The sequence below is a fragment of the Tsukamurella sp. 1534 genome, assembly GCF_000312385.1.
GTDB lineage: Bacteria > Actinomycetota > Actinomycetes > Mycobacteriales > Mycobacteriaceae > Tsukamurella.
Genome location: NZ_HE997627.1, coordinates 1018601 through 1037872, shown reverse-complemented (window position 1 = coordinate 1037872; position 19272 = coordinate 1018601). Strand labels below are relative to the sequence as shown.

Annotated in this window: 14 protein-coding genes; 8 read left to right on the top strand and 6 right to left on the bottom strand. The window is 72.0% G+C overall.

The annotated features are described in order from the left end of the window. The first annotated feature begins 27 nt into the window (after positions 1–27). The 6 genes from BN39_RS17355 (at position 28) to BN39_RS17330 (ending at position 6455) form a co-directional block, all read left to right on the top strand. Positions 28–1470: a wax ester/triacylglycerol synthase family O-acyltransferase gene (locus tag BN39_RS17355; RefSeq protein ID WP_040768179.1), complete on the top strand. Its 1443-nt coding sequence runs from the start codon at positions 28–30 to the stop codon at positions 1468–1470. Next, positions 1467–2252: a triacylglycerol lipase gene (locus BN39_RS17350; RefSeq protein WP_019203716.1), complete on the top strand. Its 786-nt coding sequence runs from the start codon at positions 1467–1469 to the stop codon at positions 2250–2252. Before BN39_RS17355 ends, BN39_RS17350 begins: the two co-directional genes overlap by 4 nt. Before the next feature lie 192 nt (positions 2253–2444). After that, positions 2445–2990, top strand: a complete 546-nt coding sequence (locus BN39_RS17345) for a single-stranded DNA-binding protein (protein ID WP_019203715.1) — start codon at positions 2445–2447, stop codon at positions 2988–2990. 139 nt (positions 2991–3129) lie between these two features. Further along, the gene (locus BN39_RS17340) at positions 3130–4542 is read left to right on the top strand and encodes a NarK/NasA family nitrate transporter (RefSeq protein WP_019203714.1); all 1413 of its coding nucleotides are present in this window, start codon (positions 3130–3132) and stop codon (positions 4540–4542) included. Positions 4543–4573: 31 nt separating this feature from the next. After that, positions 4574–5698: a uroporphyrinogen-III synthase gene (locus BN39_RS17335; RefSeq protein ID WP_019203713.1), complete on the top strand. Its 1125-nt coding sequence runs from the start codon at positions 4574–4576 to the stop codon at positions 5696–5698. Between the two features lie 10 nt (positions 5699–5708). Beyond that, positions 5709–6455, top strand: coding sequence for a sirohydrochlorin chelatase (locus tag BN39_RS17330; protein ID WP_019203712.1), 747 nt, complete (start codon positions 5709–5711; stop codon positions 6453–6455). Here the strand turns inward: BN39_RS17330 and BN39_RS17325 are convergent. The 5 genes from BN39_RS17325 to BN39_RS17305 form a co-directional block, all read right to left on the bottom strand. Continuing rightward, positions 6439–7116 carry a hypothetical protein gene (locus BN39_RS17325; RefSeq protein ID WP_040768177.1) on the bottom strand — a complete coding sequence of 226 codons (678 nt, stop codon included), beginning with the start codon at positions 7114–7116 and terminating at the stop codon, positions 6439–6441. The two genes, BN39_RS17330 and BN39_RS17325, sit on opposite strands and share 17 nt — an antisense overlap. A gap of 71 nt (positions 7117–7187) precedes the next feature. Next, positions 7188–7595, bottom strand: a complete 408-nt coding sequence (nirD, locus tag BN39_RS17320) for a nitrite reductase small subunit NirD (protein ID WP_019203711.1) — start codon at positions 7593–7595, stop codon at positions 7188–7190. 2 nt (positions 7596–7597) lie between these two features. Further along, on the bottom strand, positions 7598–10123 hold the full coding sequence (nirB, locus tag BN39_RS17315) for a nitrite reductase large subunit NirB (RefSeq protein ID WP_019203710.1): 2526 nt from the start codon (positions 10121–10123) through the stop codon (positions 7598–7600). Between the two features lie 136 nt (positions 10124–10259). Continuing rightward, positions 10260–11945, bottom strand: a complete 1686-nt coding sequence (locus tag BN39_RS23290; RefSeq protein WP_159103260.1) for an NTP transferase domain-containing protein — start codon at positions 11943–11945, stop codon at positions 10260–10262. Further along, a complete protein-coding gene (locus BN39_RS17305) occupies positions 11932–15849 on the bottom strand; it encodes a bifunctional nitrate reductase/sulfite reductase flavoprotein subunit alpha (RefSeq protein WP_019203708.1) in 3918 nt (1305 codons plus the stop codon). Before BN39_RS17305 ends, BN39_RS23290 begins: the two co-directional genes overlap by 14 nt. A 144-nt stretch (positions 15850–15993) precedes the next feature. Here BN39_RS17305 and BN39_RS17300 point away from each other — a divergent pair, with 144 nt between their 5' ends. After that, a complete protein-coding gene (locus BN39_RS17300; RefSeq protein ID WP_019203707.1) occupies positions 15994–16974 on the top strand; it encodes an NADPH:quinone oxidoreductase family protein in 981 nt (326 codons plus the stop codon). Positions 16975–17009: 35 nt separating this feature from the next. Here BN39_RS17300 and BN39_RS17295 read toward each other — a convergent pair whose 3' ends face one another. Next, complete coding sequence (locus BN39_RS17295; protein WP_019203706.1) at positions 17010–17279, bottom strand: hypothetical protein; 270 nt, start codon at positions 17277–17279, stop codon at positions 17010–17012. A gap of 159 nt (positions 17280–17438) precedes the next feature. Between BN39_RS17295 and ettA the strand changes: the two genes are divergently transcribed. Further along, a complete protein-coding gene (ettA, locus tag BN39_RS17290; RefSeq protein WP_019203705.1) occupies positions 17439–19112 on the top strand; it encodes an energy-dependent translational throttle protein EttA in 1674 nt (557 codons plus the stop codon). Positions 19113–19272: the final 160 nt, after the last annotated feature.

Here is a 19272-nt window from a genome sequence, read left to right as displayed (position 1 = left end):
CACCTCGCTCACGAAAAGAGTTCCACCATGCAGCAATTGACCGGGCTCGACGCCTCCTTTCTCAATATGGAGTCCGGCCCCGTGTACGGGCACGTGAGCAGTCTGTGCATCTACGATTCGCCGAACGCCGCCGAACCGCTCACCGTGGAACGGGTCCGGGACCGTGTGGCCGCGCGGCTGCACCGGATCCCGATCTTCCGCCGCAAGCTGCTCGAGGTGCCGATGAACGTCGACCACCCGTACTGGATCGACGCCGAGACCTTCGACATCGACGATCACGTCTACGGAGTCGGGTTGCCGGCCCCGGGCAGTCGGGCGCAGCTCATGGACATCGTCACCCGCCTGGTCGCCAAGCCGCTCGATCGGTCGCGCCCGCTGTGGGAGCTAGCGGTGATCAACGGGCTGGAGGACGGGAAGGTCGCGGTCCTGACGATGGTGCACCACGCGCTGATCGACGGCGCGTCGGGCACCGATCTGATGGGGACGCTCCTGGACACGGACCCCGGCATCGACACCGTCACGCCCGAGCCCGCGCCGTGGCGGCCCCGCCCCGCTCCTGACCCCATGACGCTGCTGTCGTCGGCCATGGCCGCCAACGCCATGCGGCCCTTCAAGGCCGCGCAGATGCAGTGGGAGATGTTCAGCCACTTCGCGAAATGGCCGCCGGGCGGTGCCCTGGCGCAGATGATGTCCCGCCCGATCAGCAATCCGAGCGGGCCCCGGACCCCGTTCAACACCCGTCCCACGAGCCGCCGCACCTTCGCCGCGTTCCAGGTCCCGCTCGCCGAGGTCAAGGCGATCAAGCGAGAGTTCGGGGCCACGGTGAACGACGTGGTCATGGCGATCTGCGCCGGTGGTATCCGACGGTGGCTCGCGGACCGGGATGCGCTTCCGGACGGCCCGCTCAAGGCTGCGGTCCCCGTGTCGATCCGGACCGAGAACGACAAAGACTCGCTGGGGAACAAGGTCTCGATGATCATGGCGGACCTGCCGACCCATCTCAGCGACCCCGTCGAGCGGCTGGTCGCGGTCAACCAGGCGATGGAGACAGCGAAGACGGAGCACGGCGCACTGCCGGTGCAGACAATCATCGGGTTCAGTGACTTCGCGGTGCCCGCGATCGCCGCGACGGCGGCCCGGGAGTTGCAGCGCACCAACCTCACCGGGCACGTGATGCCCGCGAACGTGGTGATCTCCAACGTGCCAGGTCCGCAGCAGCCGATCTATCTGGCGGGCTCGGAACTCCTCGAGTTCTATCCCGTCTCGATGATCGCCGACGGGCAGGCGCTCAACATCACGCTGCACAGCTACAACGGCAGCCTCGACTTCGGCCTGATCGGGTGCCCGCGGGCAGTCCCCGAGATCGATCGGCTGGCCGAGTACATCCTCGACGAGCACCAGCTCCTCCTGGAACGCATGACCCCGGATCAGCCGGAAGGCCCGGCACCGTCCACATCGGAGGATTCATGAGCACTGCCACCGTCCGCCGCCCGAGCCTGATCGACTACCTCAGCGAGGGGCACAGGGCCGGCATCGACTACGCGGGCTTCGTCGCCGGCCGCGACATGGTCGCCCTCGGCCGGCTCGGCGCGGGCCGTCACGTCCTCGTCATTCCCGGACTGATGGCGGACGATCGCTCCACGGCGCCGCTGCGCCGGCTGCTCGCGGACGTTGGGTACCGCCCGCACGCCTGGCGGTTGGGACGCAATGTGGGGCCGACCGGTCCCGTGATCGACGGAATCCTGCGCCGCACGGAGGAACTCGCTGAGCGGAACGGCGAGAAGATCAGCGTGATCGGATGGAGCCTCGGCGGCCTGTTCGCCCGCGAGGTCGCCAACCTACGGCCCGAGGTCGTCGACCGCGTGATCACCCTCGGTAGTCCGCTCAGCATCACCGACAGGATGCAGTCGCGCGCGAGTGCCGTCTACGACCTCTTCGCGCACCGCCACCTGGCGGACTACGGCTTCGACGAGTGGGCAGCCCGCAGACGGATGCCCGACGTACCCTTCACGTCGGTCTACACCCGCACCGACGGGATAGTCCATCACCGATCGTGCCTCGTCCCGGACGGCCCGACCAGTGAGAATGTCGAGGTGTACGGCAGTCACTGCGGACTGGGGGCGAACCTGGCGGCCGCGTACGTCGTGCTCGACCGCCTTGAGGAACCGGTCGACGCCTGGCGGCCGTTCCGGGCGCCCGCATACCTGAGGGGAGCCTTTCCGCGGAACCGAGGCGCGCGCGACGCCGCATGACCCCTCGTCACAGGATGCGCGGCACGGTGTCGCAGACCGCGCTAAGAGGCGCATCCTCCACAACTGAGCGTATGTAACGTCTTTTCTCCACAGGCCCCACCGCGAGCGCCCTTCGCGGTGGGGTCGTGGCGTGACACTCGTCCTCGACGGCCGGGATCGGCCCGGTTCCGTCGGACGACGAGGAGGGGCGCCATGCCCGGAGTGATGATCTTCGCAGCGGGGTTCGTGACGAACGAGCTGTTCTACCGGGAATCCGAGCGCGATCCGCGCCACGACTTCCTCAGCTTCACGATGGCCCACAACAACGGCTACGTGGACGAGAACGGCACGTGGCAGCAGACCAGCACGCTGTGGCTCAATGTGAAGGCGTTCGGCGCCCTGGCACGCAACGCGCGCGGCGCCATCGCCAAGGGGCGGCCCGTCATGGTGCACGGTGAGCTCAAGCACGAGACCTTCGACGGGACCGACGGCCACAAGCACAGCTCGCTCGACCTCAAGGCCGACGCGATCGGCCTCAACCTGCGGCTCTGCTCGAGCCACTACGCCGGCGCGGGGGAGCGCACCCGCGCGATGCCGGGTGCCCCGGACCAGGCCGGGGGTTCCCTCGACGGTGCGCCGGCCGCCGAGCGAGGGGAGGCGATCGAATCCGACGGAGACCGCGTGGGCGAGGCCTCGGACGACCTGTCCGGCGCGGTGCTACTGCGACCGGTTCCGGCGCGTCCGGCCCCGGACTTCTGATTCCGCGGAGGGCTCACAGTGCGATGTGTGCGGCTGTGAGAACGAGTTCACCGCCGGGACACGCGGGGCAGTGGCCGCGCAACATCGTCTCCCTAACGTTGCCGGTCAACAGGTCGCCGACGGTTCCGGGAGGTCAACCATGCCGCGCACACACACGATCACCGAATGGGATCCTGAGAACAGGGAGCAGTGGGAATCGGGAGGCGAGAAGATCGCCAAGCGCAACCTGCTGTGGTCCGTGATCGCCGAACACGTCGGCTTCTCGGTCTGGTCCCTGTGGTCGGTGATGGTGCTGTTCATGCCGCAGGACGTGTACGGGCTGAGCACGGCCGACAAGTTCTTGATCGGCGCAACCGCCACGCTGGTCGGATCCTGCCTGCGCATCCCGTACACCCTGGCCACCGCGCGCTTCGGCGGCCGGAACTGGACGATCTTCAGCGCGTTCGTGCTGGCGATCCCCGTGATCGCGACGATCCTCATCCTCGCGAATCCGGGGCAGCCCCTGTGGGTGTACCTCGCGTGCGCCGCGCTGACCGGCTTCGGTGGCGGCAACTTCGCGTCGTCGATGACCAACATCAACGCGTTCTTCCCGCAGCGGCTCAAGGGCTGGGCCCTGGGCCTCAACGCGGGCGGCGGCAACATCGGCGTCCCCGCGGTGCAGCTGGTGGGGCTGTTGGTGATCGCCACCGTGGGCAACCGGCAGCCGTACTGGGTGTGCGCGATCTACCTGGTGCTGCTCGCCGTGGCGGGCATCGGCGCGGCGCTGTTCATGGACAACCTGCAGGTCCCGACCGTCGACACGGCCGCCATGCGCAAGGCCGTCAAGGACCGTGACACCTGGATCGTGTCCCTGCTCTACATCGGCACGTTCGGTTCCTTCATCGGGTTCTCCTTCGCCTTCGGGCAGGTCCTGCAGGCCACGTTCAAGGCGGGCGGGGAGTCCGTCGCGCAGGCGTCCCTGCACGCCGCGCAGATCGCGTTCATCGGGCCGCTACTGGGGTCGATCTCCCGCGTCTACGGCGGCAAGCTGGCCGACCGCATCGGCGGCGGCCGGGTCACCCTCTACGTGTTCGGCGGCATGATCGCGGGCGCGGGCGTCCTCATCGCCGCGGCCACCTCGGCGGGCGCCGGCGCCCCCTCCGGCACGGCGATGGCCGCCTACGTGCTCGGCTTCATCGCCCTGTTCCTGCTCAGCGGTCTCGGCAACGGCTCCGTGTACAAGATCATCCCCAGCCTGTTCGAGGCCAAGTCGCGCTCGATCGAGGGCGACGAGGCCGCCCGGACGCACTACTCGCGGGCCATGTCGGGCGCTGTGATCGGAATCGCCGGCGCCGTCGGCGGCCTCGGCGGCGTGGGCATCAACCTGGTACTGCGGGCCTCCTACCAGGCATCCGGCACCGCGACCACGGCCTTCTGGGTGTTCGGCGCCTTCTACGTGGTGGCCGCCCTGGTGACCTGGCGGGTGTACGTGCGCACTCCCGCACCCCGCGGGCGTGGGACCCTTGCAGATACGCGTCGTGCCGAGACCCTCGGCACCTCCGTGGACACCTGACCGTGCCGAACCCTCCCGCGAGAGGAGCCCGATGACCGTGGCCCAGGCCGCACCCCTGACGGGGTTCACCGTGGCCGTGACGGCCGCGCGCCGCGCCGACGAGCTCACCACGATGCTCGAACGGCGCGGCGCCGCCGTGACCGCCGCGCCCGCCATCTCGATGGTGCCGCTGGCCGACGACGAGCGGCTCCGTGCCGCCACCGACGAGCTCCTCGCCGAGCCCCCCGATCTGCTGGTGGCCACCACCGGTATCGGTTTCCGCGGCTGGCTCGAGGCGGCGGAGGGCTGGGGCGTCGCCGAGCAGTTGCTCGCCGCGCTCGGCGCGGGCCGTGTGATCTCCCGCGGCCCCAAGGCCACGGGGGCGCTCCGAGCAGCCGGTCTGCGCGAGGAATGGTCACCCCCGTCGGAGTCCTCGGCCGAGGTGCTCTCGCACCTCTCGGGAAGCGACCTCACGGGGCAGCGGGTGGCCGTGCAGCTGCACGGCGCCACCGACGAGTGGGACCCGAATCCGGGCCTGCTCGACGGGCTGCGCGACCTCGGCGCCGAGATCGTGTCGGTCCCCGTCTACCGCTGGGAGCAGCCCGCCGACCGAACCGGGTTGAACCGGATCGTCGAGGGGATCTCCGTGGCCGAGGTCGACGCCGTCACGTTCACCTCCGCGCCGGCCGCCGCATCGCTGCTGGAACGCGCGGCCGAGCTCGGCCTCGACGGCGCGGTCGCCGCCGCGCTGCGCGGCCCCGTCGTCCCGTACTGCGTCGGCCCCGTCACCGCCACCCCGCTCGACCGCGTGGGCATCACGTCGGTGACACCGGAGCGGATGCGGCTGGGCGCCCTCGCGCGGCTCGTGGAACAGGACCTCCCCACCCGGCGACCCGATCTGGCGGTCGCCGGGCACCGGCTCGGGATCCGCGCCCGCGGCGCCGTCGTCGACGGCGATTGGCGCGAACTGACCCCCACGTCGATCACGCTGCTGCGCCTGCTGACCAAGGAGCCAGGCACCGTCGTCTCCCGGGACGACCTGCTCACGGCCCTGGGCGGGGACGACCCGCACGCCGTCGAGGCCGCCGTCGCGCGGCTGCGGTCGGGGCTGGGGCACAAGGAGATCGTCGCCACCGTCGTCAAGCGCGGGTACCGCCTCGCGCTCGACGAGCACTGAAGGAGCATCCATGGGAACCCTGCTCGTGGCTCACGGCACCCGGAGCGAACACGGCGTCGCGATGATCGGCGACCTCGCCGCCGCGATGTCCGCCCGCCTCGGTGAGACGGTCCGGGTGGCGTTCGTCGACGTCCTCGGGCCCACACCCGCCGAGGTCCTGGCGAGTCTCGGCGACGAACCGACGGTCGCGGTCCCGGCCTTCCTGTCCAGCGGTTTCCACGTGCGGCACGACCTGCCGCGCGAGGTCGAGGAGTCCGGACACGCCGCGGTCACCGTGACCGACGCACTCGGTCCGTCGCCCGAACTGGCGCGCGCCATGCTGTGCCGGCTCCAGGAGGCCGGGTGGCGGCACGGCGACGCCGTGGTGATGGCCGCCGCGGGTACCCGCGACGTGCACGCGCAGGGCGAGTTGCGGCGCACCGCCGCAGCGCTGTCCGCCCTCGTCGGTGTACGGGTCTCGATCGCGTTCGCCGCTCCCAGTCAGCAGAGCGAGGGCTATCCCTCGGTCCCGGAAGTCGTCGCGCGGGTCCGGGCCGACGGTGCGCCCACCGTCGCCGTGGCCTCGTATCTCTTGGCGGAGGGCCTGTTCCAGCAGCGGCTGCGGGACTCCGGCGCCGATGTGGTGGCCGAGCCGCTGGGCCTGCACCCTTCGGTGGTGCGGCTGGCGTGCCTGCGGCGCGCGCACGCCGGCCTCGAGCCCGCCGCCCCGTCGGCGATCGCCCGCGGCCGGGCACGCTCGGTCAGCCGGGGAGGATGAGGGCGAAGAAGCCCCAGGCCGCGAGCACCACGAGCACGAGGAAGATCCACGGCAGCGCCGCATCGGGAATGAACTGCTTGACCTCGCGGGGCCGCGTGGCCGCTGCGCCGGCGGCCGAGGCAGCGGACCGCACCGGCTCCGCCGGAGTGTGATCCCCGGGCGCGATCGGTACGGCAGGAGAATCGAGCGCCCAGCCGAGGGCGTCGGAGAACGCCACGGCGGACGGGAACCGGAACTCGGGGCCGCGCGCCGTGGCCTGCGCGATCACGCCGTCCACCTCGGGGCCCAGATCCGGCCGGGCCCGCCGGACCGTCGCGAAGCCGTACGGGTTCGGCGGGTGGCCGGTGAGGAGCGTGTAGGTCGTGCTCGCCAGCGAGAACACCTCGGACCGGATGGTCGACGGTGCGCCGGCCAGGATCTCGGGCGCCGCGTGCGCCTCCGCCTCGGCGACGCTCGGCGTGCCGGTCAGCCGGGCCCGGCCGTCCGCCTCGATCCTCAGTGCCTCGGGGCTGATCCGCCCGTGCGGTGCGCCCGCGGCGGCCCACGCGTCCACGTCGGGCGCGACGGAGTTCATCAGGAACACCACCTGCCCCGCCGTGAGTGGGCCGCTCTCGCGTTCCCGGGCCACACCGTCCCTGCGCCCGTCCTGCTGCGCTGCCATCGCGTGTCTCCTTCGTCAGCCAGAGGAGACAGTAATGCGGCGCGCCCGGGCGCGGGGAACGGACCTCCCCGTCAGGCGGAGACGGGACGGGGACGGAACCCGAACCGGACCTCCGGGGAATTGGCAACGAACACCGTGCCGTCCAGTGCGATCCGCACGTCGTACACGGGGATCGAGACATCGGGTGCGTCCAGGCAGCGGCCGTCGAGCAGGCTGAACGCCTGTTTCTTCAGCGGCGACTGCACGACGGGGAAGCCGCCGCGGTCGCCCACGATGCCGCGGGACATCACCGCGGCCCGGCCGATCGGGTCGATGTTGCCGATGGCGCGAATGCTGTCGTCGGCCAGCCGGAACAGCGCCACCTGCGCCCCGTCGGGGAGCAGCACTGCCACGCCGCGCAGCGGCTCGAGCCGGCTGACGGGGCAGGCGGCGGTCCAGTCCCGGGTCCAGCGGTGCAGGTCGAAGGGAACGGCGGTCATGGTCAGTCCTTCCGGGACGGGATGGCGGGCGTGCCCATGAGCACGGGCACCTTGCGGCCGTTCTTCTCGCCGAAGTCGACGGTGGGATCCGGTGCGCCGGGCGCGTTGACGAACGAGACGAAACGGGCGAGCTTGTCGGGATCGTCGAGCACGCCCTTCCACTCGCAGCCGTAACCGTCCACGTGCCGCTCCACCGTGGCCTCGAAATCGGCGTTGAGGCCGAGCGCGTCGTCGATCACGACCTCACGCAGGCGGTCCATGCCGCCGTCCAGCGCCTCGACCCACGGGGCGGTGCGCTGCAGCCGGTCCGCGGTGCGGATGTAGTACATGAGGAACCGGTCGACGTACTGGATCAGCGTCTCCCGGTCGAGATCGCCCGCCAGCAGCTGCGCGTGCTTCGGCGTCATGCCGCCGTTGCCGCCCACGTACAGGTTCCACCCGGACTCGGTGGCGATCACGCCCACGTCCTTGCCGCGGGCCTCCGCGCACTCGCGTGCGCACCCGGAAACGCCCATCTTGATCTTGTGCGGCGAGCGCAGGCCGCGGTAGCGCAGCTCCAGGTCGATCGCCATCTGCACGGAATCCTGTTGGCCGTAGCGGCACCAGTCGCTGCCCACGCAGCTCTTCACGGTGCGGAGCGATTTGCCGTACGCCTGGCCGGATTCCATGCCGGCGTCCACCAGGCGGCGCCAGATGAGCGGCAGCTGGTCGACGGTGGCACCGAACATGTCGATCCGCTGACCGCCGGTGATCTTGGTGTACAGGCCGAAGTCGCGGGCGATCTCGCCGATCACGATCAGCTGCTCGGCGGTGACGTCACCGCCGGGCATCCGCGGCACCACGGAGTAGGTGCCGTTGCGCTGGATGTTGGCCAGGAAGTGGTCGTTCGAGTCCTGCAGCGAGGCCTGCTCGCCGGAGAGGATGTGATCGGAACTGGTGGACGCGAGGATCGAGGCCACCGTCGGCTTGCAGATGTCGCAGCCGGTTCCGGAGCCGAAGCGCTCGATGAGACCCGAGAAGGTGCGGATACCGCTCGCCTGCACCAGCTCGAACAGCTCCGCGCGGGACTGGGCGAAGTGCTCGCACAGCGACTTCGAGACCGTCACGCCCTCGGCCTCGAGGAGCTGCGAGAGCAGCGGCACACAGGAGCCGCAGGAGGTGCCCGCGCCGGTGCAGCCCTTGAGCTCCGCCACCGTGCACGAGCCGTCGGCGATCGCGCTGCACAGCGTTCCCTTGGAAACGTCGTTGCAGGAACAGATCTGGGCGGACTCCGGCAGCGCGCCCACGCCGATTCCGGGGGAGTCGCCGGTGGCCGGGGAGATCAGGGAGACGGGGTCGCCGGGCAGCGACGAGCCCACCAGCGGCCGCAGCACGCCGTACTGCGAGGCGTCGCCCACCAGCACGCCGCCGAGCAGCGTGGACGCGTCGTCGGAGAGCACCAGCTTGGCGTAGGTGCCGCCGATCGGATCGCTGACCACCACGTCGAGCGCGCCCGGCGTGGTGCCGAGGGCGTCGCCGAAACTCGCCACGTCGACGCCGAGCAGCTTGAGCTTGGTGGACATGTCCGCGCCGGGGAACTGCGCGTCGCCACCGAGCAGCCGGTCCGCCACGACCTCCGCCGTCGCGTAGCCGGGGCCGACCAGGCCGTAGCAGCGACCCTCGATCGCGGCCACCTCACCGATGGCGTAGACGTCGGGATCCGAGGTGGCGCAACCGAGGTCGGTGATGACGCCGCCGCGCTCACCCACCGTGATGCCCGCCTCGCGGGCCAGCTCGTCCCGAGGGCGCACGCCCGCCGCGAACACCACGACCGCGGCGTTCACGACGCTCTCGTCCTTGAGTGTCACGGCGAGACCGTGTTCGGCGGGCGCGATGTCGGTCGTGCCGGAGGAGAGGGTGATGTCGATACCCAGTTCGCCGATCATCCGCGCCAGGTGCTCGCCGCCGCCGCCGTCCACCTGCTGCGGCATCAGTCTCGGGTTCACCTCGACGACGTGCGGACGCAGGCCCAACGTGCGCAGCGCGTTCGCTGCCTCCAGACCGAGAAGGCCGCCGCCGACCACCATGCCGACCGCGCCCTCGTCGCGGGCGAGCGCGGCCTCGGCGTCGGCGCGGATCGCGTCGAGGTCGTCGAGGGTGCGGTACACGTGGCAACCCGGCAGGTCGTGGCCCGGGACGGGCGGCACGAACGCGTACGAACCGGTCGCCAGGACCAGGGCGTCGTAGGCGATGACGTCGCCGGAGGTGGTGACGGTCTTCGCGGCGGTGTCGATCCCGGTGACCCTGCCGCCGAGCCGCACGTCCACCAGATCGTCGCCGGCGTAGTCGTTTCCGGCCAGCGCGAGCTCCCCCCGGTCCCAGGTGCCGACGTAGGACGAGAGCCCCACCCGGTCGTAGGCCGCGTCGGCCTCCTCGCCCAGCACGACGATGCGCCATTCCCCGGCCTCGTCGCGGGCGCGGAGCGCCTCGACGAACCGGTGGCCGACCATGCCGTGACCCACGACGACGACGGTGCGCGCGGCAACCATTGAAGACTCCTCTCGGCGGAACTCGTTGGAACCCAAGGTAGGGAGGCGGTGTTGCGGCCTCGTGCCCCCGTGTTGCCGGTCGATCACGGCTTCCTCACGCGCTTCCCGCGGCGGGTGTGAGGAGCCGGGGAGGTGTTCAGGCGAGGCGTTCGACCAGGTCGCCGGGGCGGGCGAGCGGCGGCAGCAGGGCCACGGCGCGGCGGCCGACCGCGTCGCGCAGGTGCGGGGTCGCGATGGTGGCGGGCACACGCCAGCGCCCGGCGCCGTCGGGTTCGACGGGGATCATCCGCCACCGGTCGTCGGGGTTGGGGTCCGCGAGCGTGATCAGTTCCGACGTCCGTGGTCGCTCGGCGAGGAGCGCCGCGCAGAGCGGGCGGGCGAGCAGCGCGGTGCCGAGCAGCGCGGCCATCGGGTTGCCACCGAGCCCCAGCACGACGGGGCCGTCCGGCACCGTCGCCACCAGGACCGAACCGCCGGGACGGACGTCGACGCCGTCCACGAGAAGCGCCGCACCGGCGTCCCCGAGCGCGCCCCGCAGCTGGTCGGCGGCGCCGCGGCCGGTGGCGCCGATGACGACCACCAGATCCGCGTCGCCCGGGAGCAACGCCGCCCGGAAGGGGGCGGGCGCGTCCCGCAGGTGCGGTCCGCGCACGACCTCCGCGCCGATGGCCTCGAGGGTGGCGGCGACGGGGCCGGACGCGGTCTCCGGCAGGCCGGTGCCGTCCGAGGCCCCGACCTCGTCGCCCGAGGTGTGCAATCGGATCCGAACCGGCCCGCGGGCGACGGCGGTGCGCACGCCCGCGGCGGCCGCCAGCGACAGCAGCGCGGAGTCCACCCGCGTGCCGGCGGGGGCCAACAGCGCACCGTCGGTCCATGCCGATCCCGCCGGCCGCACGTCGTTGCGGTCCGGAACGGAACAGTCCAGCTCGCCCGCGCCGTGGACGATCTCCTCGTCCCGGATCACCCGGTGCGCGCCGTTCGGGAGGCGGGCCCCGGTCGCGATCCGCACCGCGGCCCCGGCCCGCAGGCGGGGGTGCGTCGTGACCGGCCAGCGCGGTGCCGCCGACGGGGTCCACGGTGGGGGCCCGGCGACCGCCCAGCCGTCCATGGCGGACTGATCGAACGGCGGGAACGGCGCGGCCGCGACGAGCGGTTCGGCCAGGACGGCACCGGGCACGAGCGGCCCGCGCGCGGCGGGCAGCGGGGAGAACGCGGCGCGGAGCGCCCGTCTGACGGCGGCGGGGGCCGACCGCGCGCGCCCCAGGTCCTCGGGGGTGTCCACGTCGGCCAGGGGGAGCCGCAGCCGCGGGGCGTCCGGCGGGAGGAGGGCGCGGACGGGCGCGCCTTCGGGGCCGTCGAGGGACGCGACGGCGCTGCGCAGGGCGCCCGCGTCCCAGACGGCGAGGAGGTACTGGGGCCGGCCGCGGAAGTCCTCGGCGAGCGCCACGGGCGCCCCGGACGCCGCACGCAGGGCCGCGAGCCGCGCGATGTCCGACGGTGCGACCTCGGGCAGGTCCGCGGCGAGCACCGCGATGGTCGCCGCCTCGCGCGGAACCGCTTCCAGCGCCGCGGCGATCGCGGCGACCGGCCCGCCGCGCGGCGGGGTCTCGCGGACCACGGCGACGTGGTCCGGCACCGATCGCGGCGGCCCCACCACGACGGTGCGCGCGCCCGCGACGGCGTCGATCGCCGCATCGAGCAACCGCCTACCGCCGACCTCCAGCTCGGGCTTGTCGGCGCCCAGCCGGTGCGCGCCGCCGCCTGCCACGATGACGGCCGCGTCACAGGGTGCGGCCGGGTCGTCGTGGTCAGTAGACGTCACGCACATATCTCCGTTCGGCGGACAGCGCCGCCACGTAGGCGTCCGCGCTGCGCGGCGCCATGTGGCCGTGTTCGGCGACGATACCGCGCAGCGCCTCGTCCACGTCGCGGGCCATGCGCGCCGCGTCGCCGCAGACGTACACGTGTGCGCCGTCCCGGATCCAGCGCCACAGCTCGGCGGCGTTCTCCCGCATCCGGTCCTGGACGTACACCTTGTGGTCGGTGTCGCGGGAGAACGCGGTGTCGAGACGCGTCAGCACCCCCTCCGCGGCGAGGGCGTCGAGCTCGTCGCGGTAGTAGAAGTCCGTCGCCGCGTGCTGCTCGCCGAAGAACAGCCAGTTCGGCCCCGTCGCGCCCGAGCGGGCACGATCGTGCAGGAAGCCCCGGAACGGGGCGATGCCCGTGCCCGGGCCGATCATGATCGCGGGCGTCCCGGGATCCTCCGGCGGCACGAAGGCGCGGGTCGGCTGCACGAACACGTCCACCTCGCCACCCTCGGGGAGCGCCGACAGATGCGAGGAGCACACCCCGGCCCGGCGGGTGCCGCGGTGCTCGAAACCGACGACGGACACCGTGACCGAGACGCGGTCGGGGTGCTCCCGCGGGCTCGACGAGATGGAGTACAGGCGCGGAGTCAACGGGCGCAGCAGCGCCTCCCACTCCTCGGGTGCGGCGTGCACGGGGTGCGCGGCGAGGAGGTCGGGGAGCTGGCGCCCCCACGACCAGTCGGCGAACCCGGTCGGATCGTCGATCACCGCGCGTAGTTCGTCGTCGTGCTCGCACCGCTCGGCCACGAATCGCAGGAGCTCGGGCGTGATCCGGGTGAGGTCCTTGCGGTCGAGGTCCGCGGCGTCGCGATCCACGCCGGTCCGCGCGCAGAACTCCTCGATCACGGCACCGGAGTTCACCGGCCACACGCCGAGGGCGTCGCCGGCGCGGTACGGCAGCGCGGTGGCGGGGAGCTCGAAGGTGAAGCGGCGCACGTCCTTCGACGATCCGTCGCCGGAGAGTCGTTCGGATTCCAGGAGGCGGGTGCGGAGTGGGTTGGCCCGGGAGTGCCCCGACGGTTCCGGCGCCGCCTGCGGTGCGGGCGCCGCCGCCGGGGCGAGCGCCGAGACCACGGAGCCGAGCCAGGCGGCTGCGGTCTCGGCGTAGTCCGGCTCGCACGACGCGCGTGCGGCGAGCCTGGTGGCGCCCAGGTGTTCCAGGCGTGCATCGAGTTTGCGGGCGAAGCCGCAGAAGTCCGCGTACGAGGGGTCCCCGAAGCCCAGGACCGAGAATCGCAGCCGGTCCAGATCGCCCGGCTCCGCGCCGGCCAGCGCGTCCCACAGTGCGACGCCGTTGTCCGGGGCGTCGCCGTCGCCCGTGGTCGCCATGAGGAACAGCACGGTGCCGGTGAGGTGTGCGGGCGCCACCTGCTCGGCGCCGATCACCGTCGCCGTCATCCCGGAACTGCGCAGGGCGGCGGCGCAATCGGCGGCGTAGCCCTCCGCGGTGCCGGTCTGCGAGGCCCACACGACGGTCACGGTGGACGAGGAGGACGGATCCGCGCCCGTCGTCGCGGCGCCGTACACGCCGGCCAGCACGCCCTCGAGCCAGGCTCGGGCGATCGGCGCGAGGGGGGCGTCCCCGGGCACCGCCGGCACCCCGGACGGTGGCGCGGCGCTGAGGCCCGTGAGCAGTCCGCCCAGGTAGCCGGACGCCTCCGCGGAGAGCTCGCCGGGCCCCGACACGTACGGCGCGAGCGCCGCGGCGAGCGGGGACGCCGGTGCGCCGGCGGGCGGCGCCGGGTCCGCCGGGACCGGCGTGAGCGCCACGGCGCTCACCTTGAACTCCGGCTGCAGGGACTCGGGATCCACGGCGTCGTTGGTCACCGCGTTCACGGCCACCTCCTCTCCGAAGGCGTCGGCGAAATGCATGGGGGCGAAGCAGACTCCGGGGCGCACGGCCTCGTCCACGGCCACCGGCAGGGTGGCCCCGCCGCGCCGGCTCGACACCCGCACCCGCGCTCCTCCGCGCAGGCCCAGCCGGTCCGCGTCCTCCGGATGCAGCTGCAGGAAGGGCTCCGGGTTGAGCTTGGTGAGCTTCGCGACCCGGCCGGTCTTGGTCATGGTGTGCCACTGGTGCGCGAGCCGGCCGGTCGTCAGCAGCATCGGGTACTCGTCGTCGGGCAGCTCGGCCGGCGGGAGGTAGGGGCGGGGCAGGAAACGGGCGCGGCCCGACGGCGTCGGGAAGCGGGGGCCGCGCTCGGGGCGCCCCGCGTCGACGTAGCGGATCGGGTTGCGCTCGGCGGCGCCGGGCGGGGCGGGCCATTGCACGGGGCCCCGTTCGAGCCGCGCGTGGTCCACGCCTCGCAGGTCCCAGCCCGTGCGTGGGTTGTGAAACCCCTTGAGCTCGTCGAAGACCGCCGCGGAGTCCGGATAATCGAAGTGGTCGCCGTAGCCGAGCTCCGCGGCGATCAGGCAGATCAGCTTCCAATCGGGGAGCGCGTCACCGGGCGGCGGCACGGCCGCCGCGGTCCGGGTGAGATTCCGTTCGGAGTTGATCATCACCCCGTCCGTCTCCGCCCAGAGTGCCGCGGGCAGCACCACGTCCGCGTACGCCGACGTCTCGGTAGCGGTGTACGCGTCCTGCACCACCACCAGCTCGGCGGCCTGGAGCGCATCGATCACCGTGGACCGATTCGCCATGGAGGCGGCGGGATTGGTGCAGATGATCCACGCCGCCTTGACGTCACCTGCGGCCATCGCCCGGTACATCTCGACGGTGCCGGGCCCGGCCTCCGCGCGGATCGTGCCCTCCGGCAGGCCCCAGAGGCGCTCGACGTGCGCCCGGTCACCGTCGTCGCCCGCGGTCCGCTGCCCGGGCAGGCCCGGGCCCATGTAGCCCATCTCGCGGCCGCCCATCGCGTTCGGCTGCCCCGTGAGGGAGAACGGCCCGGAGCCCGTGCGGCAGATCGCGCCGGTGGCGAGGTGCAGGTTGCACAGCGCCACCGTGTTCCAGGTGCCGTGCGTGGACTGGTTGAGCCCCATGGTCCAGAGGCTGGTCCAGTTCGCGGCGCCGCCGATGAGCTCGGCCGCGCGCGCGATGTCCGCGGCGTCGAGGCCCGTGATCTCCGCGACCCCGTCCAGCGGATACTCGTCGAGCAGCGGGCCCATCGCGTCCCAGCCCTCGGTGTGCGCCGCGATGAACTCCTCGTCGATCGCGCCGCTCCCCGCGAGGAGGGCGAGAAGCCCGTTGAGCAGCGCCAGGTCGGTGCCCGGCCGGATCGGCAGGTGCAGGTCGGCCTTCGCGGCGGTGGCGGTGCGGCGCGGGTCCACCACGATGAGCTTCGCCCCCGCCTTGACCCGGTCCATCATCCGCAGGAACAGGATGGGGTGGCAGTCCGCCATGTTCGCGCCCATCACGAGGAACACGTCCGCGTGATCGAGGTCGTCGTAGCTGCCGGGTGGGCCGTCGGCGCCGAGCGACTGCTTGTAGCCGGTGCCCGCGCTGGCCATGCACAGCCGCGAGTTGGACTCGATCCACTTGGTCCGCAGGAACCCCTTCGCCAGCTTGGTCGCGAGGTACTGCGCCTCGAGCGTCATCTGTCCGCTCACGTACAGGGCGATCGCGTCCGGCCCGTGCTCGTCGCGGATGGCCCGCAGCCGTCGCCCGGTGGCCGCGATCGCGTCCCCCAGATCGACGGTGCTGCGGGCCGCGTCGCGCTGTTCCCGCAGTTCGGCGCGGCTCTGCCGGCCGCCCGCCGTCAGCAGGTCGACGGTGGTCCGCCCCTTCGTGCACAGCCGTCCCCGGTTCGCGGGGTGCGCCGGATCGCCGACCGAGTCGGCGACCGCGCCGTCGCGTACGCGCAGGGTGAGGCCGCAGCCCACGCCGCAGTACCCGCACACCGTGTCGATGTCCATGCAGCCACGGTGCCCGCGCGGTGTTTCCGGGTTCGGGCCCGATTGTTACGGCGGTGTCACCAGCTTCGCGCCGGTCCTCGCGTCCGCGCGTGAGACGCGGCGAATCGGCCTGTGCGATGCCATCCGGAGGCCTACTGTGCAGTCATGAAGACGGTGCAGATCACGACGCTCGGCGGACCCACGTCCCTGGAACTGCTCGACGCCCCGAATCCGGACGCCGGGTCCTCGACAGTGCTCATCGACGTCCACGCCGCGGGGATCGCCTTCCCCGAGGTGCTCCAGTCCCGGGGCCAGTACCAGGTGAAACCGGACCTCCCGTTCATCCCGGGGGCCGAGGTGGCGGGCACGGTCGTATCGGCGCCGGAGGATTCGGGGCTCGCGGTGGGGCAGCGCGTCGCGGCGCTGCCGTTCCTCGGTGCCTTCGCCGAGCAGGTGGCCTGCTCACCCGAGGCGGTGTTCCCGATCCCGGACTCCCTGTCCTTCGAGGCCGCCGCGGCGATCCCGTTCAACTACCTCACGGCGCACTTCGCGCTGCTCCGTCGCGGCCGGCTGGCGGCGGGGGAGTCGGTGCTCGTGCACGGCGCCGCGGGCGGTGTCGGATCCGCCGCGATCCAGGTGGCGAAGGCCTTCGGCGCCGGGCGCGTGATCTCCGTGACCTCCACCCCGGAGAAGGGGGCGGCCGCCGTCGCGGCCGGAAGCGACGAGTACGTCCTCGCCGACGGGTTCCGGGACGCGGTGAAGGAGCTCACGGGTGGCAAGGGCGTCGACGTGGTGGTGGACACGGTGGGCGGCGACCGGTTCACCGACTCCCTGCGCTCGCTGGCCGCCAACGGCCGCATCCTCGTGATCGGCTTCACCGGAGGTTCGATCCCCGAGGTGAAGGTCAACCGGCTCCTGCTCAACAACCTCGACGTGGTCGGCGTGGCCTGGGGCGCGTACGCGACGGTGCGGCCCGGCTACCTGCAGGGCCAGTGGGCGGAACTGCTGCCGAAGATCGAGGCGGGCGGGATCGTGCCGCTGATGGGGGACGTCTACCCGATGGAGAAGGTGAGCGACGCGCTCATCGCCATCGACGAGCGCCGTGCCGTGGGCAAACTGATCCTCGGGGTCCGCGGCTCCGGGTAGGCGGCCGGATGCCGTGCTCCGGCCCCGCGGCGGGGCTACGAGTGCGGGCGCCCGTCCGTGTAGTCGGGGCTCAGCGGGAGCGGCGGCTCCGGGAATCGGCGAGCGCTGGACAGCGTGTAGTGCACGCGCCACGTCGTGGTCCCGGTGTCTGCGTCGTCGTCGGCGTCGCTGAGCCGGACCCGGAGGTCGACGCCGCGGGGGATGTTCTCGCGCCGGTGGATGATGTCCGTCACGTGCTCCAGCACCTGCTCGCGCGTCCACTCGGTCTGCGCGGTGACGTACGCGGTGTACTCGACCTGAGACATGCCGCCCAGGATATGTGCGCGGGCGGTGCGGCGCCGGGACGCGGCGGGCTGGGACTCGTCGCCGCGGGGTACGTGGCCCGGCGGGCGAGTCGGTAGGCTGGAGACGTTTTGCCCCCGGCACACCGGTGGGCGGGTACGCGTGACGACAGGGCAGGGACTGTGGCTGAGTTCATCTACACCATGAAGAAGGTGCGTAAGGCGCACGGCGAGAAGGTCATTCTCGACGACGTGACGATGTCGTTCTACCCGGGGGCCAAGATCGGCGTCGTGGGGCCGAACGGCGCCGGCAAGTCCTCGATCCTCAAGATCATGGCCGGGCTGGACCAGCCGTCCAACGGCGAGGCCTTCCTGGACCCGGAGGCCACGGTCGGCATCCTGATGCAGGAGCCGCAGCTCGACGAGACGAAGACGGTCAAGGAGAACGTCGAAGACGGCCTCGGGCAGACGATGGTCAACCTCCGGCGCTACAACGAGGTGGCCGAGCTCATGGCCACCGACTACACCGACGAGCTCATGGAGGAGATGGGCAAGCTGCAGGAGCAGCTGGACGCCGTCGACGCCTGGGAGGTCGACTCCCAGATCGAGCAGGCGATGGACGCGCTGCGCTGCCCGCCGGGAGACTCGCCTGTCACCACCCTCTCCGGTGGTGAGAAGCGTCGCGTCGCGCTGTGCAAGCTGCTGCTGAGCAAGCCCGACCTGCTGCTGCTCGACGAGCCCACCAACCACCTGGACGCCGAATCGGTGCTGTGGCTCGAGCAGCACCTCGCGAACTACCCGGGCGCCGTCCTCGCCGTCACTCACGACCGGTACTTCCTTGACCACGTCGCGCAGTGGATCTGCGAGGTCGAGCGCGGCAAGCTGCACGGCTACGAGGGCAACTACTCCACCTACCTGGAGAAGAAGGCCGAGCGCCTCGAGGTGCAGGGCAAGAAGGACCAGAAGCTGCAGAAGCGCCTCAAGGAGGAGCTCGCCTGGGTCCGGTCCGGCGCCAAGGCCCGGCAGACCAAGAACAAGGCCCGCCTCGAGCGGTACGACGAGATGGCGGCCGAGGCCGAGAAGCACCGGAAGCTCGACTTCGAGGAGATCCAGATCCCCACGCCGCCCCGCCTGGGCAACGTCGTGGTCGACGTCTCCCACCTGGACAAGGGTTTCGACGGCCGGGTGCTGATCAAGGACCTGAGCTTCACCCTGCCGCGCAACGGCATCGTGGGCGTGATCGGCCCCAACGGCGTCGGCAAGACCACGCTGTTCAAGACCATCGTCGGCCTGGAGGACGCGGATTCGGGCGAGGTGAAGGTCGGCGAGACGGTCAAGCTCAGCTACGTCGACCAGAACCGCGCCAACATCGACCCGAAGAAGACCGTGTTCGAGGTGGTCTCCGACGGCCTGGACTTCATCACCGTCGGCCAGAACGAGATGCCCTCGCGCGCCTACGTCAGCGCGTTCGGCTTCAAGGGCCCGGACCAGCAGAAGCCCTCGGAGGTGCTCTCCGGTGGTGAACGCAACCGGCTGAACCTGGCGCTGACGCTCAAGGAGGGCGGCAACCTGATCCTCCTCGACGAGCCGACCAACGACCTGGACGTGGAGACGCTGTCCAGCCTGGAGAACGCCCTGCAGGAGTTCCCCGGCTGCGCCGTGGTGATCTCCCACGACCGGTGGTTCCTCGACCGCACGTGCACCCACATCCTCGCGTGGGAGGGCAACGTCGAAGAGGGCCAGTGGTTCTGGTTCGAGGGCAACTTCGAGGCCTACGAGGCGAACAAGATCGAGCGCCTCGGCGCGGAGGCCGCGCGGCCGCACGCCGTGACGCACCGCAAGCTCACGCGCGACTGACGCCGGCTCCACGAGCCGCGGTGACGACGGCGCCCGGGACACCCGTCCCGGGCGCCGTCGTCCGTCATTACTGGCACGTAGCCCCCTCCTCGGTCGTAGTGTGGTGCGCGGAGCTCACAGGCTCCGTCACACCAGGCAACGGCGCCGCGTGCTGACCGTG